A 24,378-nucleotide genomic window follows, 5' to 3' on the forward strand; every position below is an offset into this window, starting at 1 on the left:
GCCCCGGTCGGCCGACCTCCTCGCCCGACCGGTCCGGCGCCCGGGCCCCGTACGGGTCACGGCCCCGACGCGCACCGCGCTCCGCCCGCTCGGGACCGTTGGGCGGTACGGGCCGCTTGTAGCATGCGGTTGCTCAACAGGACGGCTCGGCAGGGGTGGAGAACATGAGCATGTACACGGGCGGCGGATACCACGGTCCTCCGGAGGGTCAGGGCGGCGGACCGCCCCCGCGACCCGGTTGGACGCCGGCGCCCGCCGCGCCACCGGTGCCGCCGCAGGGGTACCCGTACCCGCCGGGGTACCCGTACCCGCCCGCAGGCCCGTATCCGGGGTACCCGTACGCTCCCGTCCCGCCCACCCCGGTGCTCCTGACGCGGCGCCAACAACTGGTGCGGTTCGTCATCAACCCGGTGTACGCCGCCCGGCGCGTCTTCCGCCCCTCCCGCCCCGACCTGATCTCGGATCCCCTGGTGCACAAGCTCCAGCTGTGGCGGACCCTGCTCGGCGCCGCCGCGTGGCTCGCGTTGACGTTCACCTACTCGGCGATCGCCAGTGCCGCGGACGTCGGCGCAGTCGCGAGTGACCGCTTCGCGCAGAGCTGGGACAGCGTGCTCGTGCTGGCCTGCACCTTCCCGGTCGTGGTCGGCGCCTTCGTGGCCGCCACCCGGGGCCCCGTACGCCGCCTCTACCTGCGGCGCGCCCTGCGCTCGCTCGGAACCGTAACGGCGCTGATGACCGCCATGTTCAGCGCCGTGATCGTGGTGGCGCCGGAGGGGCAGGGGCTGCGGGACGCGGTGGGCCTCCCGGGCAAGATCGCCATGGGGGTGGTGTTCGTGTGGGCGCTCGGATTCTCCCTGTACGGCATCGGGCTCTCGCTCGTCCACGTTTTCCGCACCGCGGACATCCACGAGTTGGTGCCTCCGATCCTGGCCACGCTGCTCGTGTGGGAGATGGCGGTCCTGGACCTGATCAACGGCACGTACGACCAGGTACCGCCGACCGCCCGCCTGGCCTTCGTCCTGGGCGCGCCGGTCACGGTGACGGCCCTGTCCGTCTGGGAGGCGTACCGGCTGCGCCGCTACCACGGCATGTCCCTGCGTCGCGCCCTGCGGCCCTGAGACCGGCTGCGGCGCGGCCGCGTGTGGGACCCCGGGTGATGGTGGAGCGTTTGGCGCGCTCCGACGGTCGCGCCGGGCGTGCCTGAGCCCGCGGGTCAGCGGGTCAGTGTCGTGGCCAGGTCCGGGTAGTCGAGGACCAGGCCGTTGTCGTCGAAGGTGATGTCGCTGCGGAAGCCGTCGGACTCGTAGCGGACGACCGCGGCGGGCCCCTGCGTCTCCAGCGGGGTGTACGTCTGGTGGCTCGCCGAGACCTCCAGGCCGGGGACGGACACCCAGGCCATCAGGAATCGGTGCGCCGGGCGGGCGGGGTGGAGGTGCAGCCCGTGCCGCAGGACCGGCATCGTGTTCGTCAACGGGCACAGGCCCAGGTCGCAGTCGAGCGCGCCGTCGAGGTCGGGGCGGTGCGAACCGTCGGCGCTCCAGCGACCGCCGGCGTGGCGCAGGTCGAGGGTCCGGGTGGCGTCCTCCGTCTCGACGGTGACGAACAGGCGCGAGGTCACGTAGTCGTCGGCCGTCTCCAGGGCGTACGTCACCCAGTACGGCTCGGGGTCCAGGCCCACGGCCCGCCCCCGGGCCGTGAGGCCGCCTTCGGTGAGCCGGACCCAGGCCGTCGCCTGGCCGCGGTCGGGGAGGATGTCCCAGGTCCGTACGAGACTGCGCGTGTTCATGGGGACGACCCTAGGCCCCTGGCGGGACCCGGGGCGGATCGATTCGCCGGTGGCGCCGGACCCGCTCGGCCTCGACGGATAGGCCTTCCCGCCACGGTGGTTGTGCGGCGGGGCGGCCGGTCGGACACCCTTCCGGGCCGGCCGGGGGCGGTCTTCGTTCCGCCGCCGGGAGGGCGCACCCCTACACTTGTGCCCGCCCGGCCGAAGGCGCCGGCTTCAGGGGAGCGAAGTCCGAAGTGAGCAGCATCAGCAGCGACGCGCCGATCTACGACCAGCTCATACGGGAGCGGGGCGATGTACCGGGCCAGGTCCGGCGGGAGGCCGAGGAGATCCACCGGGCCCTCGCCCAGGTGATGGCCCGCCGAGCCCCGGCGGGCATGCCCACCTGGCGGACGTCCTAGCGCGCGGCCGTGGTGCCCCGTCCGGTCGGCGGGGTGATGACACCCGGATGACACTCAGCGGACGTCGGGACCCGATCCCACGGCGAGGCCGGCGACCGGTTCGGCGCCGGGGAGCCGCGCGAAGAACCGTCCCGGGACGATGAGCTTGCCGCGACGGCTGCCGCTGCCGACGAGCACGTGGGGCAGTTCGGCGACGGCAGGATCCACCAGGAGCGCCCAGTCGGCGGGCAGGCCCAGCGGAGTGATCCCGCCGTACTCCATGCCGGTCAGCTCCACGGCGGTCGCCATGGGGCGAAGGACACCTTGCGGGCGCCCAGGTGGCGCCGGACGGTGCCGTTGACGTCGACGCGGGCGCCGGAGAGCACCAGGCAGGCCGCCAGGGTCGTCCCACCGCCCCGCTTGGCCGCGACGACGACGCAGTTCGCCGACTTGTCGAGCAGCTCCTGCCCGAAGTGGGCGACGAAGGCCGCGGTGTCGGCGATGGCCGGGTCGGTGTCGACGTACACGATCTCCTCGACGGGCAGGTCCCCGGCGAGGCCGCGCACGGCCTCCGCGACGGGGAGCGTCAGCTCGTCGAGGCAGTCGGGGGCGGGCCGGGCATGGGTGAAGGGGCCGATCGGAGCGCGCATGCCCGTACGGTAACAGCGGCCCGGTGGCGGACGATCCCCTCCGCTTTCCGGGCGGACCCCGGTCCCGTCCGGTGCCGAACCCGGTGCACGGTGGCCGGGACGGTGGGCAGGAGCATGACATATCTTCGGCGACTCGGGCCGCCTCGCGGCGCAGACGCCCGAGGAGATCCGCACCGTTTCCGCCGTCGGCGGGGTGAGCGACCTGACGACCGTGGTGGCCGCCGTGCCGGCCCTGCTCTTCGTCCACAAGCTGACCGCGATGCAGCACCTCAAGGCCACGCAGGGCCCGGTCGCCCACGTCCGAGGACCACCGCCCGGCCGCTCCGGGACCCGGGTCAGGGGGTGCCGGGAGCGGCCAGCAGGTCGCTGACCAGACAGGTGGTCTTGCGGCCCGCGTGTTGTTTGATCAGGCCTTCCTTCGCCGCGCCGCGGACGGCCACCGTGGTGGTGCCGGGGCCGGCGGGGGTCAGGGTCACGGTGACCACCACCGGGTTCATGCCCGCGAAGCCGCCGCCGACGAGCGCCCGCAGCACGGACCCGACCTCCGGGCCGCCCCGATCGGGGGTGGTGTCCAGGAGGCGGCCCACGCGGGCCAGCGTCACACCCACGTGCGTCGCCGCCCGGTCCAGGGGGAGTTCCAGGGTCAGCGCGGTTTCGTGGACGTCCTTGCGCAGGTACCGCGCCGCCAACCTGGCCCCGAACCGCCCGCCGGATCCGCCGCCGATGGCACCCGCCGCGCCCAGCGCGTCCGCGAGTATCCGGTCCTCGTCGTTCACCATCGCGTCAGGGTACCGGTCGGCCCCGGTTCCTCGGGAGTTCGGCCGGGGGCTCAGTACGCCACGGGCCACTGGACGATCCGGGTGACGTCCTCGGGGTCGACGTGGCCCCGGTCCGCGAGGCCGCGGTCGAGGAGTTCGGTGCGCCGCTCGTCCAGCGCGACGAGCTCCGGGTGCGCCGACGAACGGCACTGCGTACGGAGCCTCTCGGTCCGGGACGGCCGCGGACGTACCGCCCGCCACGCCCTCGGCAGGGACGGTCAAGGCGATCGTGATGGAGGTGAGTTGGCGCACGGACCGAGGCCGGGCAGCGGTCCGCGCCGGCGTCGAACGGTTTGCCGGGCCGTCGCTTCGAGCAACCGGGTGCGCGGCGGTCGGATGTGAGCCGAACGAGGGCTCCTCGGCCGGGCGGCCGACCGGGTTGGGCCGTCCCGGGGTCCGCCCGCCCCAAGCTGGGGGCAACCCACGAAAGGACCTGTCCCATGGCGAACGTGCGGCGCATCGTCGACGTCGAGACGCGTGAGCTCGAAGTCTTCGAACTCACCACGGACGAGAAGGGGCTGGCGGAGATGCGCGCCGACCCCGAGGGGTACGTGCGCAAGGTGCTCGCGGCCGACATCGACCACATCAACGGCGTGTCCTTCGACGTGCACGTGCTCTCCGAGCTGAGCAAGGCCACGGCCGTGTCCGGCGGCCCCTACGTGGTGCACCACACCGTCAGCGGGAAGTGGGAGTCCTGGGTGGAGGTGACCAACCCCAAGTAGGGCCGGCATCGCGCGACTCGCTCCACCGGGTCCCTCGGGGCCGCGGTTCCCGCTCGCCGTTGATCTTTCGTAAGCTCGTGATCGGCCCGTCCGCCGACCGAGCCTTCCGGCATGCGGTCCGGCGGCCCCGGGACCTCCCACAGATATCGACAGAGTCGAGGACCAACGTGCCCCTGCCCATGAACCGACGCCTGGCCGCCGGCGCCGCCCTGCTGGCCGTGGTGGCCGGTGTCGCTCCGGCGACCGCCGCCCAGGCCGCCCCGGCCACCGCTCAGGCCCCGGCCGCCGAGGCCGCGCAGACCTCCAAGTCCGGGCTGCCCGCGCCCGATCTGGAGGCTCTCCTCCAGGCGCTGCGGAACACGACCGCCGAGGGTGCCCCGGGCGCGATGGCCCGCATCGGTGGGGTCGACGGCGTGCAGAGCAGGACGGTCGGCGTGCGCGACCAGACCACCGGCGCGGCGATGGACACCCGCGCCCGGTTCCGGATCGGCAGCGTCACCAAGACCTTCTCCAGCGTCGTGCTGCTCCAGCTGGTCGACGAGAAGAAGATCGAGCTGGACACTGCGGTCAACCACTACCTCCCCGGGCTGCTGCCGGACGACCGGATCACCGTGCGCCACCTGCTGACGCACCGCAGCGGGCTGGCGGACTACACGAACGCCATGTTCAACGAGACCGTCCCCGGCTTCGAAGCCGTGCGGAACAAGCAGTTCAGCTACCAGGACCTGGTGACCCTGTCGCTGAGCGAGCCGCGCACCACCGAGCCCGGCGTGTCGTACAAGTACTCGAACGCCAACTTCGTGGTCGTCGGCATGCTGATCGAGAAGGCCACGGGACGTCCGGTCGCGAAGGAGTACGAGCGCCGGATCATCAAGCCCCTGAAGCTGCGCGACACGTCGTACGTGCACCCGGGCACGGAGATCAAGGGGTTGCACACCCGCGGTTACCTCACCCCGGACGAGGCCGGCGCGCCGCTGGTCGACTCGACGGAACAGACCGTGTCCTGGGCGCAGTCGGCCGGCGCGATGATCTCGAACCCCGCCGACCTCAGCACCTTCATGTCCGCGCTGGTGACCGGCAAGCTGCTGTCGTCCCGGTCGCTGGACGCGATGCTGACGATGACCCCCACCGACGCGACCAACACCCGTTTCTACGGGCTCGGTCTGCGCCGCTACGACCTGTCCTGCGGCACCTCGGTGTACGGGCACACCGGCACCGTGCAGGGCTTCTACACCTACGCCTTCGCCACCCGTGACGGCAAGCGCAGCCTCACCGCGATGGCCAACACCTCGAACCGCGGCGTGGCGAACACGGCGCTCGGCGGCACGCTCGAAGCGGCGTTCTGCGGCAAGAAGCCGGTCAAGGCCACCGCGCGCGGCTTCTCCTCCGCCACGAACGACGCGTCCGCGCCGGGCCGCTCGGCCGTGACGGTCGCGCCGGCCGAGGTGGACCTGCCGGAGCGCAACGCCCGCTGATTGCCGGGCCGCCGTGACCGTGCCGGGCACGGTCACGGCGGCCCCGTCGGGCGTTCGGTGGCCGGCGGGACCACGAGCGTCACCTGTACCCCGTACACGTCGCCGGCTTCGGCGGCGCGCCTGCGGGCGCGGCGGAGTCCGCATCCGGACAGGATGCCCTGTGCCGGCTCGGTTCGGCCCGTGCGGACCGGCTGCCGAAGGGGCTGACGTTCAGGCCGAGTTGTCGCTCGGCGCGGAGGCGGCGCACGCCTCGTGGCCCCAGCGCTTGCCGTGCTTGGCGATCATCTCCCCCGCCGCGTACGGCTGTCCGCACGGGCAGGTTCCCGGGAACTTGGCCTTGATGGGCCGGGAGGCACCGCTCCTCGCCTTGTTCGCGGAGCCGGAGCCGGAGCTGGAGCCGGAGCCGGAGTTGGCGCCGGACGCCTTGGCGGTCCGGCTGCTGCGGGCCGGGGCTCCGGTCACCGGCGCCGGGACGGGGAAGTCCGTCGCGCCGAGAGCGGTTCCCGCGGCCTGCTGGCTGATCGCCGCGTCGCCGGCGGCCCGGTCGGCGATCGCGTTCAGGTGGTCTCCGTCCTCCCGGTGGGCAGGAACGTAGAGGAAGGTCACGTCGTGCTCGGTCAGCAGCCGATCGATCTCCTCGACCAGTTCGCGGTTGGCGACCGCCTTGCCCCCGGAGGTCTTCCACCCGTTGCGCTTCCATCCGGGCAGCCACTGGGTCACGGCCTTCATGGCGTACTGGGAGTCCATGCGGATCTCTACCTGTGTTCCCGGCACCAGCGCCTCCAAGAGCCGCTGGAGTGCGGTCAGTTCACCGACGTTGTTGGTGGCGCGCCCCAGCGCGCCGGATTCCCAGCGCTCGGGGCGCCCCTCGGCGTCCGCGATGACCCAGCCCCATCCGGCAGGTCCCGGGTTTCCCTTGGACGCCCCGTCGCAGGCGGCAATGATGCGTTCAGACATCCCCCGATCATGCCTCACCGTCACACCCGCCGGGGCCCGGGCCCCGCCGCGGGGGCCGACGGAGGACGCGGCTACGGTCACGGCCATGAGAACGCGTTCCGGTGGATGCCGGCGAACAGTGGGGCTCCGATGAGGGCCGGCAGAAGTGTGGCCGCGTCGCGCCTGGGTGTCGCCGTGGGGGTCGGGCTGCTCCTGCTCACCGGCTGCTCGTCGACGGACGAGGCGGACATCCGCTACGCGAGCGCGTACGGGTACCACCCGCCGCTGGCCGTGGTCGGCTACCCCAGCACGGGGACGCTCGGCATCGCCCAGGAGCTGGTCTGGGGGATCGCCGAGGCGGACCCGGAGAGACTGGCGTCGCTGGCCGGGGACAAGGCGGGCACCCGGGCGGCGAAGGCGACGGCCGGGAACTGGGTCGGCGCGTTCGGCGACGGAGCCCGCGGGCAGGTCACTGCGGACTTCTACGACGAGGGGTCCAAGCGCCAGTTGGTCGTGCTGTACTTCCACAAGACCCAGCAGGTCAAAGCGGTCATGGTCACGATCTGGGGGAACGCCGAGGTGGGCGGCTGGTGCGTGATCATGGACGAGCCCGACCCGAGGGAGGCCTCGGCGCAACCGCTCCCCTGGATTCCGGCGCAACCCGGTGGTGCGGGGTCGAAGACACCGTTGTGAGCGGGCCGGCGGCATCGCTGGAGGAGATGCCGCCGGCCGCCGGCCGGTCAGTAGGTGTAGCTCACGCCCGACTTGTACGGCGTCAGGGTGCGCTGACTGACGACACCGCGGTAGGTGTACCAGCCCCACTTCTTGCACATCACCTGGTAGCTCAAGGTGTTGTAGGCACCCGACCCGACCCGAACGCGCGGGTAGATGACGTTGTCGCCCCAGTCACCCCCGGCCGGCCCACTCGAATAGGCGTCCACGCCCCAGTACACGCCGACGACGGACCCTCCGCCGGGACAGTTCCAACTGCCGAAGTTGACCCAGACGTTCCCCCCTGTCCACGCACTGGCCGGAGCGGCGGTGAGACCGACGACACCCATCGCCATCAACGAACCGACCAGGACCGAGCGACTCTTCCGGAGCAGCGATCCACGCATGAAACCTCCCCTGTGCGGCCGTCAGCGTGCGCGTCCGGCCGTGCGCAGCAGATTCCCATAGGGATCACAGGATTGTCTGAATTTCAGCACAATCAGGTGAAAGTAGAATCTATGCCCGACCTTCGCTCATTCGTCTGATTGCATCGGCCGGGTCCCCTCACGAAGCGCCGCCCGACGGGCCGCACGAGGCTGGACGCCATCGAGGCGGCCGACGTCCAGCCGTAGGCGCGGCCGCGCCGCGGGCGGCGGGCGGCCTGCGTCACGGGGCGGAGGGCCGCCGGTCAGTGGGGGTGGGGGTGGTGGGTCAGGGTCGCGTGGGGGTCCGGGGAGCAGGGGTCGGGGCGGGTGTGGTCGGTGTGGACCGTGGCGGCCGTCAGGCGGGGGATGGCGTGGATCAGCGCGTGCTCCGCCGCCACCGCGAGGGCGTGGGCGCGGACGACGGTGAGGTGCGGATTCACGACGATGTCGGCCTCGGCGCGCAGGGTGTGTCCGATCCAACGCAGCCGGATCCGGCCGGGGCCGAGGACTCCGTCCACCTGTCCCAGCGCGTGCTCGGCGGCGTCCACGAGGGCCGGGTCGACCGCGTCCATCAGCCGTCGGCAGACCTCGCGGGCGGCCGTGGCCAGGACGAACAGGATGGCGAGGGTGATCAGGAGGCCGACGACGGGGTCCGCCACGGGCACGCCGAGGGCCGCGCCGGCGGCGCCGAGGAGTACCGCGAGGGAGCCGAACCCGTCGGTGCGGGCGTGCAGTCCGTCGGCCACCAGCGCGGCCGAGCCGATGCGGCGACCGGTCCGGATGCGGTAGCGGGCGACCCACTCGTTGCCCGCGAAGCCCACCAGGGCGGCCGCGGACACCGCCCACAGGTGGGTGATGTCGCGCGGGTTGACGAGTCGGTCGACGGCCACGTAGGCGGCGAGCGCCGCGGAGGCGGCGATGGTGGCCACGATGACGATCCCCGCGAGGTCCTCCGCCCGGCCGTAGCCGTACGTGTAGCGCCGGTTGGCGGCCCGCCTGCCGAGCAGGAAGGCGATGCCCAGCGGTACGGAGGTCAGCGCGTCGGCGGCGTTGTGGACGGTGTCGCCGAGCAGGGCCACCGACCCCGACAGGGCGACCACCAGGGCCTGGACCAGCGTCGTCGCCCCCAGGATGGCCAGCGAGATCCACAGCGTGCGCATGCCCTCGCGGGATGCCGTCATCGCCGTGTCGACCTTGTCGGCGGCCTCGTGGCGGTGCGGCGTGAGCAGATGGCCGAGCCGGTGCCCGAGCCGGGCCCACAACGATCCGCCGGAACCGTGGCCCGCGTCGGGATCGTGCGCGTCATGCGCGTGCGCGTGATGCGGGTGCGGGTGATGCGGGTGCTCGTGCGCGTGATGCGGGTGCTCGTGCGGGTGCGGGTGGGTGGCCTTTCGCGGGCGCTGATTCGCCTCCATGAAGCTCACCGTCGCATACGGAACCCATTGCGGCTACAGCCGTCCTACCCCCTCTCACCAGCTGCGATGCGCATGCAACTGCACGCTGCGGCCAGCAGCGCGCCGGTCGCGGCCGGCCGGCCCCCGGGGCGGACCGACGCGCGGGTCTACTCGGTCTCGTAACGGCCGACGTTCATGGCGACGGCTTGCTGCAACGGCTGCAGTCGGTCGACCAGTTTCTGGAAGTCCGCCGTGCGGCCGTCGGACCACTGGCCCAGCCCCACGACCATGACGCGGCCGTGGCCGGTGAAGGACTGCACCATCCCGCTGTCCGGCGGCAGGGTCGGCAGCCCCGAGGCGGGCGGCGGCGCCTGCGCCGCGACCTGGTAGTCGTCGAAGGCCATGGCCAGCTCGTTCACCAGCATCAGGGTGTCCCGGGGGTCCTTCATGGTGAACAGGACCAGGTTGAACTGGTTGTTCCGGGCGTCCTTGTACAGCGCGACGTGCTGCCCGACGCAGCCCTTGCTCCCGGCGATCAGATCGGCCAAGCGCGGGCCGACCGTACCGGGTTCGGCGCACGGGTTCGGTGTGGCGGCGCCGACCCTGGTGTAGGTGCCGCCGGCTCCGTCCGGTACGGACGCCGGGAAGGCGTCCGCCTGCGGTATCGGGGGCCGGTCCGCGGCGCCGGCGGACGTGCCCGACGCGGCCGGTGCGGCAGGCGCGGCCGCCGGCTTCCCGGCGTCCTCCTCGGACGCGTAGCCCGTGAGCTTCAGGACGGCGAAGGCGACCGCCGCCGCCGTCAGGGCCATCGCGGCGTTGCGCACCCATGCCCGTCGGGGTGCGGGAGCTTCGGGTTCGGGGCCCGCGCCGCTCCGCTCGTACTCCGCGAGCAACGCGTTCCACTTGTCCTCGTCCGGCGCCTTCGGGCCCGGCGGTATCTCATCGTTGTGCGCCACGGTCGCACCGTAGCGATCTCCACGGCCGAACAGAACCGCCGCAGATCACAGCCTCATCACGTTGGTCGGGCGAGGATGCGGAGGGGAGCCCTGAGCGCCCTAAAGGTCGATCCAGTATCGCCGTTTGGGCCCGATGAGGGTCTCGCGCACGTCCTCCAGTTCGCCGCCCGCCCGCTCGATGGTCCGGATCGAGGCGGTGTTGTCGGGGTCGCAGGTGAGCAGGACGCGGTCCATGCCGAGCACCCGAGCCTCGTGCAGTACGGCGGTCAGTGCCCGGCCGGCCACGCCGCGGCCGCGCGCCGAGGGGCGCACGCTGTAGCCGATGTGGCCGCCCGCGTCGAGGAGGAAGGCGTTCAGGTAGTGCCGCAGGTCGATGGCACCGAGGTAGGTGTCGTCCTCGACGATCCACCAGTACGTGGCGTGGACGCGGCCCTGTTCGACCGGAAGCGTGCGGTCCGAGTAGCCGCGCAACCGCTCCACCCAGGCGGCGAATCCCTCGGGGGTCTCGACGTCGTCGTCGGAGCCGAGGCCGGCTCCGTCCATGGGGGCGTCGGCGCCCCATTCGGCGCGTGCGGCGAGCCAGGAGGAGTGCAGCCCGGCCGTGGGTGCGATCAGTTCGGGCATGTCCCGCACGATAACAGCCGGTCATCCTGGCCGGTCGCGGCGGCCCTCGGGTGCGGTACGGGCGCCTGCGGGTGCTGCGGGGTCGTCAGCGGGCGCGTCGGGGGCCGCCGCGTTGGGGGCGCCGACGGGCGGGCGAGGCTTCGGGGGCGGCCTGCGGCGAGGAGAAGCCGCCGGGAACCGCCGTACGGGTCTGCTGTGCGACGGCGGGGACGGCGGCGGGAGCCCCTGCGGCGGCAGGGCGTTGGGCGCGGCCGAGGACGGAGAGGTTGCCGATCAGGGGCGCGCAGGACTGGCAGACCTCCGCGAGCGTCCAGACCTGCCCCACGGCCGGGTTGTGGACGAGGACGAGCAGCGGCATGCCCGCGCAGGAGGCCCGGCTGCCCTCGTGGAAGGCGCATTCGGCGGCGCCGCAGGCACACGCGGCGTTGGGACGCACCGTCGCCAGGCGGGCGTGCGCGCGGGCGTGTTCGGCGGCGAAGCGGCGCATGGCCACGGTGTCCTTCGACCGGGGCGGCATCCGGCAGGCGTCGACGCTGCAGGTGACGGAGACGCTGTGGTCGCCGTGGCCGATCAGCCGGACAGTCCAGGTCCGACCGGGTACACGGGATCCGGGAATCATCGTCAAGGGAGGGCCGTCCGTTCACGTATGCGGTGGTGTGCCGGGTTTTTGACGTCTTCGCGACCGGGGACGGCGGGTTCGCGCCGAGCGGCCTCGCTACGGAGCGCAGCGCGGGGCGGGTGGGTCGCGAGGTGAACGTCACATCAGGGCGAAGACGGTCAGGGCGATGGGGGGCACTTCGGCCGAACACGGCCTGAATGTCTTTGTCGCACGCGGCCGGGCGCACTGTCAACGGGACGTCACCGCGTACGTCATCACTCCCTTCGACCGGCCGCTCGGTCCCCCGCGCAACGGACTGGGCCGTTCGGTGGTCCGGGGGCCGGCTCGCAGCGTTTATCGTCTGGATACCTCACCAGGACCTTTCGCGCAGGAGCACCACCATGGCCCACCTCATACGTCGCCCCGCCCGGGTGGCGGCCCTCGCCGCCGCCGCCCTGCTGGCCGTGCCCGCGCTAGCGGGTTGCGGTGGGGAGGCGAAGGACAAGGCCGACCCGAAGGCGTCGGCCTCGCCCTCGGCCGGCGCCGAGGCCAAGCCGGCCGTTCTGCCCGCGTCACTGACCGGGCAGAAGCCCGACTGGCAGAAGTGCCCGGCGCCGTCCGCCGCCCAGGGTGGCGGCAAGGCCCCCGGCAGCGGCTGGGAGTGCGCCACGATGAAGGCACCCCTCGACTACGCCAAGCCGGACGGCGAGACCCTCGATGTCGCGCTGATCCGCAAGAAGGCCACGGACACGGGCAAGCGCGTCGGTTCGCTGGTCTACAACTTCGGCGGGCCAGGAGGTTCGGGCGTGCAAACGCTGCCGGACGCCGCCACCGATTACAAGAAGCTCAACGCGGTGTACGACCTCGTCAGCTTCGACCCGCGCGGGGTGGGCAACAGCGCCGGAGTCACCTGCCTGGACGACAGGACGCTGGACCAGGCGGTGGAGAGCGCGGACCCGCTGGAGGACGTCCGGAAGTTCACGGAAGCCTGCAAGCAGAACTCCGCGAAGGTCCTCCCCCACGTGGGCACGGTCAACGCGGCCCGCGACATGGACCTGCTGCGGCAGGTGCTCGGCGACCAGAAGCTCAACTACTTCGGGATCTCCTACGGCACCCAGTTGGGCGGCGTCTACGCCCACCTGTTCCCGGGCAACGTCGGTCGCACGGTGCTGGACGCCGTGGTCGACCCCACCGCCGACGAGGTGCAGGGGGCCCTGGGTCAGGCCAAGGGCTTCCAGTTGGCGCTGAACCACGCCATGAAGTACTGCCGGGACAAGTACACGGCCAACTGCCCGACCGGGCCGAGCGACGCCGAGGGCAACAAGCGGATCATCGCCCTGCTGGAGAAGCTGAAGACGAAGCCCGCCCCGACCGAGGGCGGCCGCAAGCTGACTTCGGAACACGCCCTGACCGGCATCGTCGCCACCCTCTACGACAAGGAGGGCTGGGACTACCTCGTCCAGGGTCTCGGCGAAGCCATGCAGAACGGTACGGGCAACCTCCTGCTGGCCATCGCGGACGGCTACAACGGGCGCGGCGACGACGGCCGTTACAGCAACATGCACGCCGCGAACATGGCCATCAACTGCGTCGACACGAACCGCCGGCACACGGCCGAGGAGGCGAAGGCCCAGGAGCCGACCTTCCTCGCGGCGTCGCCCGTCTTCGGGCCGGACATGGTCGAGGGCCTGCTCGCCTGCTCCCAGTGGCCGGTGCGCGGTACGACGGACAAGCCGGTGGTCGACGCGGCCGGCGCGGCGCCGATCCTGGTCATCGGCAACGCCGGTGACCCGGCCACCCCGGTCGAGGGCGCGAAGCGGATGGCCGACGCGCTCGGCAAGGGCGTCGGCGTGAACGTGACGGTGGAGGGCGAGGGCCACGGCACGTACGGCACCAACACCTGCGCCACCAAGGCGATCGACACCTTCCTGGTGGACGGCACCGCTCCGGCGGACGGAACGGTCTGCAAGTAGCCCGCCCCGACCCGCGGCACGCGCCCGGCGCACCTTCCGGTGCACCGGGCGCGTGCTGCGCCGGCCGACCTATTGGTCGCGCGTGGGCCAGGTGAGGCCCTGATCGGTCCAGATGACACCCTTGTTGCGGCAGAGGCAGAAGGGGTGGCCGACGGGGTCGGCGTAGATGCGGAAGCCGTAGCCGTCGGGTTCGACGCAGTCCCGCCGCAGGGTCGCGCCGAGGGCCAGGACGCGGCGTTGTTCGGTCTCGATGTCATCGACCTCGAAGTCGAGGTGGAACTGCTTGGGGTGTTCGCTGTCGGGCCACCGCGGGGCGCGGTAGTCCTCCACCTGGACGAAGGCCAGTTCGATCTCGCCGAACGCGATACCGGCCCAGTTCTCGTTACTGCCGTCCTTGACCGGGAGCCCCGTCACGTCGGAGTAGAAGGCTGCCAGCTTCATCGTGTCCGGACAGTCGATGATGAAGTCGGTGAGTCGTAGCATCCCGCGATCCTGTCACACGATCACATGAGTCCAAGTTGGAGGCAGGCCCGGGCCCTTTCCGGCGGATCACCCTCCGAGGACGACGACCTAAGCCGCCTCCCACGTCCGGGCTCGGCTCGGACCGTCGAAGAGCCCGGGGGCTCCGATGTGCCCCGCGGCCACGGTCGCGCCGTCCGGTGCCCGTGCTCCCGGCCGACCCGCGGCGCTCCGCACCGCGCCCCGTCCGCGGGTCCCGCTACGCGGCGTCCTGCCGTTCCCGGGCCCGCTTCGTGAGCACCGCGGCGGCCGCGAGGGCGCTGCCCCCGAAGGCGAGGGCCAACGTCCAGGGCCGGTCGAAGGTGTGGCCGGTGGCGTGGTCGACGGAGTAGCGGCCCGCTCCCGCGAGGCCCACGGCGGCCGCCGTGAACCCCAGGAAGGCGGGGTACTCGTAGCCGCCCTCCTGGGCGAAGAACCCGGCGGGCGCGTGCACGGCCACCGCGCCCGCCATGGCGCCCGCGGCGGCCGCTCCCGCCGCCGGGGTGGCCAGGCCCAGCACCAGCAGGGCGCCGCCGCCGGCCTCGCCCAAGGCGGCGGCGACGGCACTGCGTCGGCCGGGCGTGAAGCCCATGCGTTCCATGCCGGCGGCCGTGCCGTCCAGTCCGGCGCCGCCGAACCAGCCGAACAGCTTCTGCGTCCCGTGCGCCATCAGTACCGCGCCGGTGCCCGTCCGCAGCGCCAGCAGGGCCAGGTCTCGTCGGTTGATGCAGGTCATGGGGAACCTCCGGGTGAGTGCCGATCACGAAGCCGTGCCGGACATGCGTATCCCTCCGGGCGCCGTCTCCCCCGGATCGGGGCGCGGATCCGCCATCCGGGCCCGCCGGCGGTCACGGGTCCGGATGGAGCAGCGGGCCCGGGCGCGCGGCCGTGTCACCGCCCGCCCGCGGCGGGTCCCTGCCATCGTGACCGGGCACCCGTCCCCAATCCGGAGGTACCTCCATGTCCCCACGGTCGAACCCCGACGGCAACCGGGTCCGCCCCGGGCGGCGGCTGCTCGCGACCGCCCTGCTGTGCGCGGCCGCCGCCGGCCTCCTCGTACCGCCCGCGTACGCCGGCACCGACCGCGATCCCGGGGGCCGGGGGTCGGCGGCCCTGCGCGAGGGGCTCCAGGAGCTGGTGAACGCCCCCGGTGGGCCGCCCGGGGTCATCGCCGTCCTCAAGGACGGTGACCGTAGCGAGGTGTACCGGGCGGGGGTGGCCGACCTGGAGACCGGGCGGCGGCCCGCGCCGTCGGACCACATGCGGATCGCCAGCGTCGCCAAGGCCTTCAGCGGGGCGGTGGCCCTCCGGCTCGTCGACCGCGGCCGGCTTCGGCTGGACGACACGATCGGCGAGGTGCTGCCCCGGCAGCCGAGGGCCTGGCACGCGGTGACGCTGGCTCAGCTCCTGCAGCACACCAGCGGACTTCCCGATTACTCGGCCTCCCCGGAGTTCCGCGAGATCGTCACCGCGGACCCCCGGCACCGGTTCGAGTCGCGCCGGTTGCTGGGGTTCGTCGCCGGGGAGGACCTCGCCTTCCGTCCCGGGAGCCGCTACCAGTACTCGAACTCGGACAACATCGCCGTCGCCCTCATGGCCGAGGCCGTGACCGGGCGCCGCTACGAGGACCTGCTGCGGGACCTGGTGTACGAGCCGCTCGGCCTGGAGCGGACGAGCCTGCCCGGCGGCTACCGGCTGCCCGTACCGTTCCTGCACGGCTACGCGGTCGAGCCGCCGGAGGAGCCCGAGGACGTCAGCGAGGCGGTCGGCGCCTCCGGGGCCTGGGCTTCGGGCGGCATCGTCTCGACCCCGCGGGACCTGACGGAGTTCATCCGGGCGTACGCGGGCGGTGAGCTGGTGTCGGAGCGGACCCGGCGCCGGCAGTTCACGTTCCTGCCCGCCGGCCTCTCCCAGCCGCCCGGCCCCGGACGCACCGACGCGGGGCTGGCGATCTACCGGTACACGACCCGCTGCGGGGCGGTGTACGGCCACACCGGGAACACCCCGGGCTACACACAGCTCGCGGCGGCCACGGCGGACGGCCGTCGCTCGCTCACCTTCTCGATGACCACGCAGGCCTCGCTCACCCACAAGCCCGAGCTGATCGAGCGCGTCCGGGAGGTCCAGGAGGACTTCGTGTGCGCCCTGCTGCGCCACTGAGCCCGCGCCGCGCCGGAGGGCCCGGCCCCCGAGGGTTCCGGTTGATGCTGCGGCCCATCGGCGTAGCGTGAAATAGGGCCCCGCTGCGGTGGCAGGCGGCAGCGGTGTCCTCCAGGGGGCGGTCCCACTGTGCCGCCGCGCTGCCACCGGGGCGGTTTCCCCCCGCGCACCGCGCGGGGGCAGGCCACGAGGAGCAGCAGCCATGGGCAAGCTCTCGATCGACCACCTGCGTGAACGGGTCCGCGGTGGGGTGCTCACGCCGCAGGACGAGGCCTACGACGAGGCGCGCAAGGTCCACAACGCCATGATCGACCGGCGACCGGCCGCCGTCGCGCGCTGCGTCAACGCCGGTGACGTCATGGCCGCGGTCGGATTCGCCCGCGAGAACGACCTGGACCTGGCGGTCCGCGGCGGCGCGCACAGCGTGCCCGGCTTCGGCACCTGCGACGACGGCGTGGTCGCCGACCTGTCCGGGATGCGCGGGGTCCGGGTGGACCCCGTACGCGGTACCGCTCGGGCGGAGGGCGGCGCGACCTGGGGCGACTTCAACGCGGCGACGCACGCCTTCGGCCTGGCCACGACCGGCGGGATCATCTCCACCACCGGCGTCGGCGGGCTGACCCTGGGCGGCGGAATCGGCCACCTCGCCCGCGGACTCGGTCTGAGCTGCGACAACCTGGTGTCGGCGGACGTGGTGACCGCGGACGGCGAGCTCCTCGTCGCCGACGAGGAGCAGCACCCGGACCTGTTCTGGGCGCTGCGCGGCGGCAGCGGGAACTTCGGGGCGGTGACGTCCTTCGAGTTCCGGCTCGCTCCCGTCCGGGACGTCTACGGCGGGCCGATGCTGTTCGAGCTGAAGGACGCAGGCGCCGTCCTGCGGGGGTTCCGCGAGCTGATCGCCGACGCGCCGGAGCAGTTGGGGGCGTTCCCGGCCTTCCAGATCGCCCCGCCGTTGCCGTTCATCCCGCAGGACCGCCACGGTGATCCGTTCCTGCTGATCGTGGCCTGCTGGGCGGGGCCCATCGAGGCGGGCGAGGCGGCCCTGCGCCCCTTCCACGAGATGGCCCCGGTGGTCGCCGAGCACGTCGGCCCGATGCCGTACCCGGCGCTCAACTCCGCCTTCGACGCGCTCGTGCCGCCCGGGCTCCAGCACTACTGGAAGGCGAACTTCGTCACCGAGCTGACCGACGAGGCGATCGAGGCCCACCTGCGGTACGGGCCGCTCGTGCCGGCGGTGAACTCGACCGTGCACATCTATCCCATCAACGGTGCCTGTCACCGGGTGGCGCCCGATGCCACCGCCTTCGCCTACCGGGACGCCTCCTTCGCGACGGTCATCGCGGGGATGTGGCCCGACGCCGCCGACAACGAGGCGAACACCGCGTGGGTGCGCGACTACTACGCGGCCACGGCCCCGCATTCGCAGGAGGGCGGTTACATCAACTTCATGGCGGACGACGACCAGGACCGGATCCGGGTCAACTACAAGGGCAACTACGACAGGTTGGTCGAGGTCAAGCGCCGGTACGACCCGGGGAACCTCTTCCACCTGAACCAGAACATCGCCCCGTGATCGTCGGGCGCTCCCGGCTCGGTTCATCAGGCGCGGCGGGCGCGGGCTGAGCGGGGCGGTCAGGCGCTGCCGGCCCGCCTCGACGGCGCGTCGGCGGAGTTCCGGGACCCGGCGCCGGCGGTCGGCGCGCTCCCGTAGGGGTGAACGGCGCGCGGACACGCGCGGCCGGATCGTTCCTGCGCGGGGCCGCCCCGCGAGGATCCCCGGACCGGGTCCGGTTCGCGGTCCCGCACACCGAGGAGGCACAGTGGTCCGGCACTACGCAAGCGCGCTGAGGGAGTCCCTCGCGGGGCCGGGTACGACCCCGCTCCTGGGGGTGTACGACATGTACTCGGCCTCCGTGGCGGCCGGCCACCACGACGCCCTGTTCGTTTCCGGCTTCGGCTTCGCGGCGTCCCACTACGGGCTGCCGGACGTGGGCTTCATCGCCTGGCCGGACATGGTGGCGTTCACGGAACGGCTGCGGTCCGCCTTCCCCCGCCACCACCTGTTGGTGGACATCGACGACGGGTACGGCGACCCGGAGGTCGCCGCCCACGTCGTACGGCGCCTGGAGCGGGCGGGCGCCTCGGGCGTCGTGCTGGAGGACCAACAGCGCCCGCGCCGCTGCGGGCACGCGGACGGCAAGCAGATCCTGCCCCTGCCGCAGTACCTGGCCAAGCTCCGCCGGGTCCTGGACGCGCGCGGTGACCTGTTCGTGGTGGCCCGCACCGACGCCACGGAGGAGGCCGAGATGCTGCTTCGGGCCCGCCAACTGGCCGCCGCCGGCGCCGACATGGTGCTCGTGGACGGCGTACGGAGCACCGCACAGCTGAAGTTGATCCACGAGGCGGTCGGGGACACGCCGCTGCTCTTCAACCAGATCGAGGGCGGCCGCTCCCCCCGGCTCTCCCTCACCGAGCTGGCCGGACTCGGTGTGGCCGCCGCCGTCTACAGCACTCCCTGCCTGTTCGCCGCGCACCGGGCGATGGACGCGGCCCTCGGTGAACTGATGTCCCGCGACGGCCTGTTGCCGGAGCCGACCCCCGACTCCATCGGTGTGGCCCGCTCCACCGAGCTGTTGGCCCGCAACCTGGCGCCCTGAGCCGGCGCGGAAGCGACGCGAGGGGGCTCGGCGCTGGTGCGCCGAGCCCTGCGGGTCACCCCACCCCGGCCAGCACCTGGAGCGGCAGCGCCTCGAAGAAGGCCACCGCCTCCTCGCGCCAGCGGGGCCGCCAGCGCGCCGCCTCGGCGGCGGCCCGTACGGCGTGCCGCTCGACGCCCGCGCGCAGGCGCTCCTCGGCGCCGCAACGGCGCCCGATGTCGCGCACCGCAGCCACGGTGTCGGCGGAGCAGTGCGGGTCGCCGAGCGCCGCCTCGACCACGGCCAGGTCCCGGCCGCCGGCGGCGGCGAGGACGGCGGTGACGGCGTAGCTGCGCCGACCCTCGCGCAGGTCGTTGCCCGGGGGCTTGCCCAGGGTGGGGGCGTCGCCGAACAGGTCCAGGTGGTCGTCGCGCATCTGTCCGCAGATCCCGACCAGACGTGCGTAGCGGCGCAGCTCCGCGTCGAACGGCCGGGGGTCGGCGCCGGCGGCCAGCAGGCCCAGTTGGAGCGGGGCGAGGATCGAGTAGCGGGCCGACTTGTATTCGGCGACCTCGTGCAGGGTCTCCTCGTCGGGGAGCGCGGTGAAGTCCCTTTCCAGATCGGCGATCTGGCCGAGGAGGGTGGCCGTGGCCGCCCGGGTCTGGACCTCCAGCATGGCGTGGCGCAGCGGGAGGGGCGCGGTGGAGTCGAGGAGGACCTGCTGGGAGAGGAACGCGGCGAGGTCGCCGGCGAGGACGGCCAGGCCGAGGGCCACCTGGGGGTGTTCGGGGAAGCGGGCGCGGTAGGCGTGGTGGGTGGAGGGGCCGGAGCGGCGGGTGGGGCTGTTGTCGATGATGTCGTCGTGGATCAGACCGTGGGTTTGCAGGAGTTCGATGCTCAGGGCGGCGTCGTCCAGTCCCGGGACGGGCTCGGTCGTCACCAGGCGGGCCGCCTCGTGGATCAGGGCGACGCGCAGGCGCTTGCCGCCGCGCAGGGACAGCTCCCGCAGCAGGGTCAGGCATTCGGGGGCGAACGCGCTGTGCGGGGGTGCGTCCAGGGTGCGTTCGAGGCCGTCGAACCAGTCGGCGAAGAGCCGCGCGAAATGCCGTTCGTACCCGGCGAGCCGGCTGCGCATCCGGTCGGACGGGGACGGCTCGACCGGGGAGGGCGCGTGCCCGGCGGAACCGACCTCGGGTGACGGCGCCGCCGACGGCCCCGCCGGGGAGGGCGGGCGCCCGGTGGAACCCGCCGAGCGGTCCGGCTGGGCGGGCGGGTCTGCGGCGGGGATCATGTGCGGTTCTCCTGGGCGGATTCCGGGCGGGCGGCCCGGGCCGGGTCCGACGGGAACGATCATACGTTCGCGCGCACGTCCGAACGGGGGCAGTGCCTCCCCCGTCCGGTCGTCAGGTCGTTGCCGGGTGATCACCCGGTCGTTGGGCGGTCGGCGCCACGGCCCGTGGCGCCGTCCTCGTCCTCGTCTCAAGGAGCTCCCCATGCGCGCTCGCGCCCTCGCTTCGCCCGGCCCCAGCCGTCGGATGGTCCTGGCCGGTGCGCTCGGGCTGGGAGCGGCGGCCGGGTGGCCCGCGGCCGGACGTGCCCACGCGGCGGCCGCCGCGGGGCCGGCGGTCTTCGGCTGCGCGGCGTGGGGAGCCCGGCCGCCGTCCGAGTCCGTGGTGATCCTGGCCGCGCCGCCGAAACAGATCGTGGTGCACCACACGGCGACCCGGAACGTCGAGGACTACTCGCAGCAACGGGCGTTCGCCCTCGCGCGGGCGATCCAGAACTACCACATGGACATCCAGGGCTGGATCGACACCGGCCAGCACTTCACCATCAGTCGCGGCGCCTTCGTCACCGAGGGCCGCCACCACAGTCTCGCCGAGCTGGAGTCGGGCCGGCGGCAGGTGCGTTCGGCGCACTGCGTCGGACGCAACGACGTGTCCGTCGGCATCGAGAACGAGGGCACCTACACCAGCGAGGAGCCCCCCGCCCAGCAGTTCGAGGCCCTCGTCTCCTTGTGCACGCACATCTGCGACCGGTACGGGATCGCGCCGACGGAGATCCACGGCCACCGGGACTTCAACGACACCGCCTGCCCCGGCGATCGCCTGTACGCGCTCCTCCCCCGCCTGCGCAAGGACGTCGCGGTGCGCCTCGGCGTCCGCCTGGGCGAGCCGGCGCAGCAGCCGGGTTTCCCCGACTTCCCCGTGTACGAGGGCCGCGACGCGTGGGCCGGCCCGGCGGAGTATCTTCCCCCGGGCGCGCTGGACGGGGAGCTCGCCCGCTGGACGGGACGCGGCTCCACCGCCCGGGGTGCGGGCGGGTCCGGGCGTACGCCGCGCTAGGCTGCGGCGCGCGCGACCTCCATAAAGACGAAGGTGAACATGTTCGAGCCGGTGCAGGACAATCCGTACCCCGACAGCCACGTCCTCGGCGAGGGGCCCACCCCGCATCCGCAACTGGACCCGGTTCTTGGCCTGTTGGGACGCTGGCACGGCCGGGGCGAAGGCCAGTACCCGACCCTCGACGCGGACTTCCGCTACGAGCAGGAGGTCACCTTCAGCCACGACGGGCGCCCCTTCCTGCGGTACGAGGCGCGCGCCTGGCTCATCGACGGGTCCGGCGCCCCGGTGCGGCCGGCCGGCCGTGAGGCCGGGTGGTGGCGGGTGTTGCCCGACGCGTCCCTGGAGGTCGTCCTGGCCCACCCCACGGGGATCGTCGAGACGTACGTCGGGCAGGTGAACGGGTCCGAGTTCGAGATCCGCACGGACGAGGTGGCGCTGACCCCGAAGGCCAAGGAGGTCACCGCCACCCGACGCCGCTACACCCTCGGCGACGGGGAGCTGACCGTGCTCCACGACATGGCGGCCGTGGGCCTGCCGCTCCAGCACCACCTGACGACGCGTCTGCGCCGCCGCCCGTCCTGACGGCGGTGGTCGTCCCCGCGCGCCCGGGCGGACCGCGCGTCCGGGCGCGGGGGCGGGCGGGGCCGGTGGTTGACTGGTCGGCATGCCATTCGACGCCTACGGCGTGCTGTCAGGGACCCTGCACCGGCACTTCCGCGACCGGCCCGACGACCGGGGCGCCTGGTTCCACGTCAACCTGGAGGTCGACGCGCCCGGCGGGCGCCACCGGTGCGCCGTCGACGTGGACAGCGAACGGTCCGCCACCGGTGTGCGGTGGCGGACGCTCGTCCTGGCGCCGTCCGTGCTCGACCCGGTGCCCTCGTTGGCTCCCGGGTACCACGACCTCTCCATGAGTTCCGGTTCGGGCGCCCTGGACTACCTGCGGCATCCGGCGCTCGCCGACCGGCGCGGCCGTCTGCTGCCGCGCGCGGGTTGGCTGCGGGCGCTCGCGGACCGGTGGAGCCCGCCGCGGCCGTGGGTCTCGGGCTCCAACCTCGATGCCGCCGACGCGCTGGAACCCATGCTGGTGCCCGGAAGGCCGATCCTCGTCTTCGGCGAACCCTTCACCCACCACGGCCCGGGCATGCACAACATCCACCAGAACCAGGGCGATCCGTACGGCAGCCGGTGGTGGGACGACAACGGCACCTGGCAGGACGGCGCCACCCTCACCCGTCGCCCGGACGGGTGGTACGACGTCTTCCTGAGCAGGTTCTCCACGCAACTCGACCTGACGGACGACGCCGGCCACCCGGCGCCCCCACCGAGCCGGGACGCCCCGGCGGCCGGGGGGTCAGACGGCGCGGCCGGTGGTGATGACGAGCGGGGGTGAGACGCGTTCGGCCTGCCAGGGGCGGCTGCGGACGAGGTCGGGGTCCGCGACGGTCAGGGCTTCGGCGACGGTGGGCCGGAGTTGGGCGATGTCACCGAACCCGGCGCGCTCCAGCAGGCCGGGGAGCAGGTCCACGGGCCACGCGTGGTTGTCGCGCTCCTCCCAGGAGCCGTCGGTGCGCAGCAGCCGTACGGTGAGCCGGTCCCCGGGCCCGTACTCCTCCCCCGGTTCGCCGATGCGCAGGGAGGCGTACGGGGTACCGCTGTGCGCGGGGTCGGTGCTCAGCAGGACGAAGAGGCCGCCGGGGCGCAGGAGGCGGCGGATCTCCGTGAGGACGTCGAGCACCGCCTCCCGGGTGGGCAGTGAGGCCAGGACGTGGTTGCACATGACGGCGTCGGCGCAGCCGTCCGCCAGCGTGGTGACCCGTCCGTCCTCGACGAGGTGGAACTCCGCGACGGCGCGGGCGCCGTCGCGGGCCAGTTCCAGCATCTGCGGGGAGATGTCCACGCCGATGACGTAGGCGCCGAGCCTGCGGGCGGCGCTGTCGGCGACCTTGCCGGGGCCGCAGCCGTAGTCCACGAGGACGGAGCCGGCGCCGATCCGGCGGGACAGCGTCCCGAAGACGAACGGGTAGCCGAGCAGCCGGTTCGTGGCCGCCTCCATCGCCGCGTAGGCCTGCGCGCCCTCGCTCCCGGACCAGGCCGCGCCGCCCGTTTCACCGGCCGGGCCGGGTCCCTCCGCGCTCTCGCTCACAGGCCCACTATCGGCCCGGAGCGACCGCGCGGGGGTGTTACGACACGGGCGGTGGCCCCTACGGCAGCGGTACGCCGCGGGCGGTGGTCCACAGCGCGTACCACTCCTCGTGGGTGAGGTCGGGTGCGCGCAGGGCCGCGTCGCGGCAGGCGCGGATGCGCTCGGGGCGGGCGCTGCCGACGACGGGTGCGATGCCGGCGGGGTGGCGCGCCAGCCACCACAGCAGGACGGTTTCGGGGGTGGTGCCCTTGCGCCGGGCGAGGTCGGCCAGGAGGTCGGCGGTGGCCCGGTCGGCGGGGGTCTCCTGGCGGCCGGTGTAGCGGCCCTGGGCGAGGGCGCCCCAGGCCTGGAGGCGGATGCCGTGCTCGAGGCAGTGTTCCAGGGTGCCGAACGGGAAGCCGTTGGCGGTGGCCCCGTCGGTGTTGAGCAGGACGCCGGCCTCGACCCAGTCGCGCCGGTGCAGGCTCATCTCCAACTGGTTGGCCACGAGCGGTACGTCGAGCCGGGCCTGGAGCCGTGCGATCTGCGGCGCCGCCATGTTGGACACGCCGAAGGCCCGTACGAGGCCCTGCCGGTGCAGGGACGTCAGCGCCCCGGCGATCTCGTCGGGGTCGGCGAGCGGGTCGGGGCGGTGCAGGAGCAGGACGTCGATGACGTCGGTCCGCAGCCGGGTAAGGCTCTCCTCCACCCGGCGGGTGATGCTCGCGGCGCGCAGGTCGTAGCGGCCCGGGCCGTTGTCGTCCGCGAGACGGATCCCGCACTTGGTCTGCAGGGTGACGCGCTCGCGGAGCCCCGGGGTCCGGGCGAGGACCTCGCCGAACACGGCCTCGGCCTTGCCGTGCCGGTAGATGTCGGCGTGGTCGAAGACGGTGATACCGCTGTCGAGCGCCGCCGATATCGCCGCCTCGGCGGTGTAGATGTCCGACGGACCGTACGGCTCCGGGCCCCAGCTCCCGCCCAGCCCCATGCACCCGTACAGCACCCGGTACTCACTCGTTCGCGCGTTCGGTTCGATCGTCACGCGCCCACCCTAAAGCGTGCGGCGCCGCGCTCCGGGCCGTGACGTCCCGGCCTGCGGATCGTTGAAGGAGCGGTCAAGCGAAGTGACCGTACGAGGCCCCGGGGCCGCGAAGCCCCGGGGCCTC

At 73.2% G+C, this 24,378-nt stretch carries 25 protein-coding genes and 1 pseudogene; 12 read left to right on the forward strand and 14 right to left on the reverse strand.

Going from position 1 to position 24,378, the window contains the following annotated elements; genetic code table 11:
- Nucleotides 1–164 precede the first annotated feature (164 nt).
- Nucleotides 165–1,118, forward strand: a complete 954-nt coding sequence (locus tag ACZ4XJ_RS01760) for a hypothetical protein (RefSeq protein ID WP_468494921.1) — start codon at nucleotides 165–167, stop codon at nucleotides 1,116–1,118.
- 95 nt (nucleotides 1,119–1,213) lie between these two features.
- Here ACZ4XJ_RS01760 and ACZ4XJ_RS01765 read toward each other — a convergent pair whose 3' ends face one another.
- The gene (locus ACZ4XJ_RS01765; RefSeq protein ID WP_468494922.1) at nucleotides 1,214–1,786 is read right to left on the reverse strand and encodes a putative glycolipid-binding domain-containing protein; all 573 of its coding nucleotides are present in this window, start codon (nucleotides 1,784–1,786) and stop codon (nucleotides 1,214–1,216) included.
- Between the two features lie 236 nt (nucleotides 1,787–2,022).
- Between ACZ4XJ_RS01765 and ACZ4XJ_RS01770 the strand changes: the two genes are divergently transcribed.
- Nucleotides 2,023–2,187: a hypothetical protein gene (locus ACZ4XJ_RS01770; protein WP_362884498.1), complete on the forward strand. Its 165-nt coding sequence runs from the start codon at nucleotides 2,023–2,025 to the stop codon at nucleotides 2,185–2,187.
- A gap of 54 nt (nucleotides 2,188–2,241) precedes the next feature.
- Here ACZ4XJ_RS01770 and ACZ4XJ_RS01775 read toward each other — a convergent pair.
- Together ACZ4XJ_RS01775 and ACZ4XJ_RS01780 are read right to left on the reverse strand one after the other, a co-directional pair.
- A pseudogene (locus tag ACZ4XJ_RS01775) lies at nucleotides 2,242–2,816 on the reverse strand (YbaK/EbsC family protein).
- A gap of 335 nt (nucleotides 2,817–3,151) precedes the next feature.
- Nucleotides 3,152–3,595: a hypothetical protein gene (locus ACZ4XJ_RS01780; RefSeq protein WP_468494923.1), complete on the reverse strand. Its 444-nt coding sequence runs from the start codon at nucleotides 3,593–3,595 to the stop codon at nucleotides 3,152–3,154.
- Nucleotides 3,596–4,074: 479 nt separating this feature from the next.
- Here ACZ4XJ_RS01780 and ACZ4XJ_RS01785 point away from each other — a divergent pair, with 479 nt between their 5' ends.
- On the forward strand, nucleotides 4,075–4,356 hold the full coding sequence (locus tag ACZ4XJ_RS01785; protein WP_362884492.1) for a hypothetical protein: 282 nt from the start codon (nucleotides 4,075–4,077) through the stop codon (nucleotides 4,354–4,356).
- Between the two features lie 179 nt (nucleotides 4,357–4,535).
- A complete protein-coding gene (locus tag ACZ4XJ_RS01790) occupies nucleotides 4,536–5,831 on the forward strand; it encodes a serine hydrolase domain-containing protein (protein ID WP_362884494.1) in 1,296 nt (431 codons plus the stop codon).
- A gap of 210 nt (nucleotides 5,832–6,041) precedes the next feature.
- Here ACZ4XJ_RS01790 and ACZ4XJ_RS01795 read toward each other — a convergent pair whose 3' ends face one another.
- On the reverse strand, nucleotides 6,042–6,788 hold the full coding sequence (locus tag ACZ4XJ_RS01795; protein ID WP_468494924.1) for a ribonuclease H family protein: 747 nt from the start codon (nucleotides 6,786–6,788) through the stop codon (nucleotides 6,042–6,044).
- Between the two features lie 174 nt (nucleotides 6,789–6,962).
- Here ACZ4XJ_RS01795 and ACZ4XJ_RS01800 point away from each other — a divergent pair, with 174 nt between their 5' ends.
- The gene (locus ACZ4XJ_RS01800; RefSeq protein ID WP_468494925.1) at nucleotides 6,963–7,460 is read left to right on the forward strand and encodes a hypothetical protein; all 498 of its coding nucleotides are present in this window, start codon (nucleotides 6,963–6,965) and stop codon (nucleotides 7,458–7,460) included.
- Nucleotides 7,461–7,507: 47 nt separating this feature from the next.
- Here the strand turns inward: ACZ4XJ_RS01800 and ACZ4XJ_RS01805 are convergent, their stop codons facing one another.
- The 5 genes from ACZ4XJ_RS01805 to ACZ4XJ_RS01825 all read right to left on the reverse strand — a co-directional run bounded on the left by ACZ4XJ_RS01805 (nucleotide 7,508) and on the right by ACZ4XJ_RS01825 (nucleotide 11,496).
- On the reverse strand, nucleotides 7,508–7,885 hold the full coding sequence (locus ACZ4XJ_RS01805; protein ID WP_362879984.1) for a hypothetical protein: 378 nt from the start codon (nucleotides 7,883–7,885) through the stop codon (nucleotides 7,508–7,510).
- A 281-nt stretch (nucleotides 7,886–8,166) separates the two neighbouring features.
- On the reverse strand, nucleotides 8,167–9,318 hold the full coding sequence (locus ACZ4XJ_RS01810) for a cation diffusion facilitator family transporter (protein WP_468494926.1): 1,152 nt from the start codon (nucleotides 9,316–9,318) through the stop codon (nucleotides 8,167–8,169).
- Nucleotides 9,319–9,464: 146 nt separating this feature from the next.
- Nucleotides 9,465–10,253 (reverse strand): hypothetical protein, encoded by a 789-nt coding sequence (locus ACZ4XJ_RS01815; RefSeq protein ID WP_468494927.1) that lies wholly within the window; start codon nucleotides 10,251–10,253, stop codon nucleotides 9,465–9,467.
- Nucleotides 10,254–10,352: 99 nt separating this feature from the next.
- Nucleotides 10,353–10,877, reverse strand: a complete 525-nt coding sequence (locus ACZ4XJ_RS01820) for a GNAT family N-acetyltransferase (RefSeq protein WP_362879989.1) — start codon at nucleotides 10,875–10,877, stop codon at nucleotides 10,353–10,355.
- A gap of 85 nt (nucleotides 10,878–10,962) precedes the next feature.
- The gene (locus tag ACZ4XJ_RS01825; RefSeq protein WP_362880088.1) at nucleotides 10,963–11,496 is read right to left on the reverse strand and encodes a hypothetical protein; all 534 of its coding nucleotides are present in this window, start codon (nucleotides 11,494–11,496) and stop codon (nucleotides 10,963–10,965) included.
- 380 nt (nucleotides 11,497–11,876) lie between these two features.
- Between ACZ4XJ_RS01825 and ACZ4XJ_RS01830 the strand changes: the two genes are divergently transcribed.
- Complete coding sequence (locus tag ACZ4XJ_RS01830) at nucleotides 11,877–13,448, forward strand: alpha/beta hydrolase (RefSeq protein WP_362879991.1); 1,572 nt, start codon at nucleotides 11,877–11,879, stop codon at nucleotides 13,446–13,448.
- Nucleotides 13,449–13,517: 69 nt separating this feature from the next.
- On the opposite strand, the gene ACZ4XJ_RS01835 is transcribed toward ACZ4XJ_RS01830, so the two are convergent.
- Nucleotides 13,518–13,931: a VOC family protein gene (locus ACZ4XJ_RS01835; RefSeq protein WP_468494928.1), complete on the reverse strand. Its 414-nt coding sequence runs from the start codon at nucleotides 13,929–13,931 to the stop codon at nucleotides 13,518–13,520.
- Between the two features lie 235 nt (nucleotides 13,932–14,166).
- Nucleotides 14,167–14,682, reverse strand: a complete 516-nt coding sequence (locus tag ACZ4XJ_RS01840; protein WP_362879995.1) for a DoxX family protein — start codon at nucleotides 14,680–14,682, stop codon at nucleotides 14,167–14,169.
- Nucleotides 14,683–14,906: 224 nt separating this feature from the next.
- On the opposite strand from ACZ4XJ_RS01840, the gene ACZ4XJ_RS01845 reads away from it, so the two are divergent.
- From ACZ4XJ_RS01845 to ACZ4XJ_RS01855, 3 genes are all read left to right on the forward strand, one after another.
- Entirely contained in the window at nucleotides 14,907–16,106 is a 1,200-nt protein-coding gene (locus tag ACZ4XJ_RS01845; protein WP_468494929.1) for a serine hydrolase domain-containing protein, read from the forward strand.
- Nucleotides 16,107–16,308: 202 nt separating this feature from the next.
- Entirely contained in the window at nucleotides 16,309–17,679 is a 1,371-nt protein-coding gene (locus tag ACZ4XJ_RS01850) for an FAD-binding oxidoreductase (protein WP_468494930.1), read from the forward strand.
- A gap of 247 nt (nucleotides 17,680–17,926) precedes the next feature.
- Entirely contained in the window at nucleotides 17,927–18,763 is an 837-nt protein-coding gene (locus ACZ4XJ_RS01855) for an isocitrate lyase/PEP mutase family protein (RefSeq protein WP_362879999.1), read from the forward strand.
- 55 nt (nucleotides 18,764–18,818) lie between these two features.
- Here the strand turns inward: ACZ4XJ_RS01855 and ACZ4XJ_RS01860 are convergent, their stop codons facing one another.
- On the reverse strand, nucleotides 18,819–19,877 hold the full coding sequence (locus ACZ4XJ_RS01860) for a polyprenyl synthetase family protein (protein ID WP_362880089.1): 1,059 nt from the start codon (nucleotides 19,875–19,877) through the stop codon (nucleotides 18,819–18,821).
- Nucleotides 19,878–20,235: 358 nt separating this feature from the next.
- Between ACZ4XJ_RS01860 and ACZ4XJ_RS01865 the strand changes: the two genes are divergently transcribed.
- The 3 genes from ACZ4XJ_RS01865 (at nucleotide 20,236) to ACZ4XJ_RS01875 (ending at nucleotide 22,480) form a co-directional block, all read left to right on the forward strand.
- Nucleotides 20,236–21,087, forward strand: a complete 852-nt coding sequence (locus ACZ4XJ_RS01865; RefSeq protein WP_362880000.1) for a peptidoglycan recognition protein family protein — start codon at nucleotides 20,236–20,238, stop codon at nucleotides 21,085–21,087.
- Nucleotides 21,088–21,126: 39 nt separating this feature from the next.
- A complete protein-coding gene (locus ACZ4XJ_RS01870; protein ID WP_468495434.1) occupies nucleotides 21,127–21,669 on the forward strand; it encodes a heme-binding beta-barrel domain-containing protein in 543 nt (180 codons plus the stop codon).
- Between the two features lie 82 nt (nucleotides 21,670–21,751).
- Complete coding sequence (locus tag ACZ4XJ_RS01875; RefSeq protein ID WP_362880004.1) at nucleotides 21,752–22,480, forward strand: DUF2278 family protein; 729 nt, start codon at nucleotides 21,752–21,754, stop codon at nucleotides 22,478–22,480.
- On the opposite strand, the gene ACZ4XJ_RS01880 is transcribed toward ACZ4XJ_RS01875, so the two are convergent.
- Nucleotides 22,442–23,233: a class I SAM-dependent methyltransferase gene (locus ACZ4XJ_RS01880; protein WP_362880005.1), complete on the reverse strand. Its 792-nt coding sequence runs from the start codon at nucleotides 23,231–23,233 to the stop codon at nucleotides 22,442–22,444. The genes ACZ4XJ_RS01875 and ACZ4XJ_RS01880 overlap by 39 nt on opposite strands.
- A 58-nt stretch (nucleotides 23,234–23,291) precedes the next feature.
- Nucleotides 23,292–24,254 (reverse strand): aldo/keto reductase, encoded by a 963-nt coding sequence (locus ACZ4XJ_RS01885; protein ID WP_468494931.1) that lies wholly within the window; start codon nucleotides 24,252–24,254, stop codon nucleotides 23,292–23,294.
- Nucleotides 24,255–24,378 lie beyond the last annotated feature (124 nt).

Source organism: Streptomyces sp. NPDC029836, assembly GCF_055574495.1.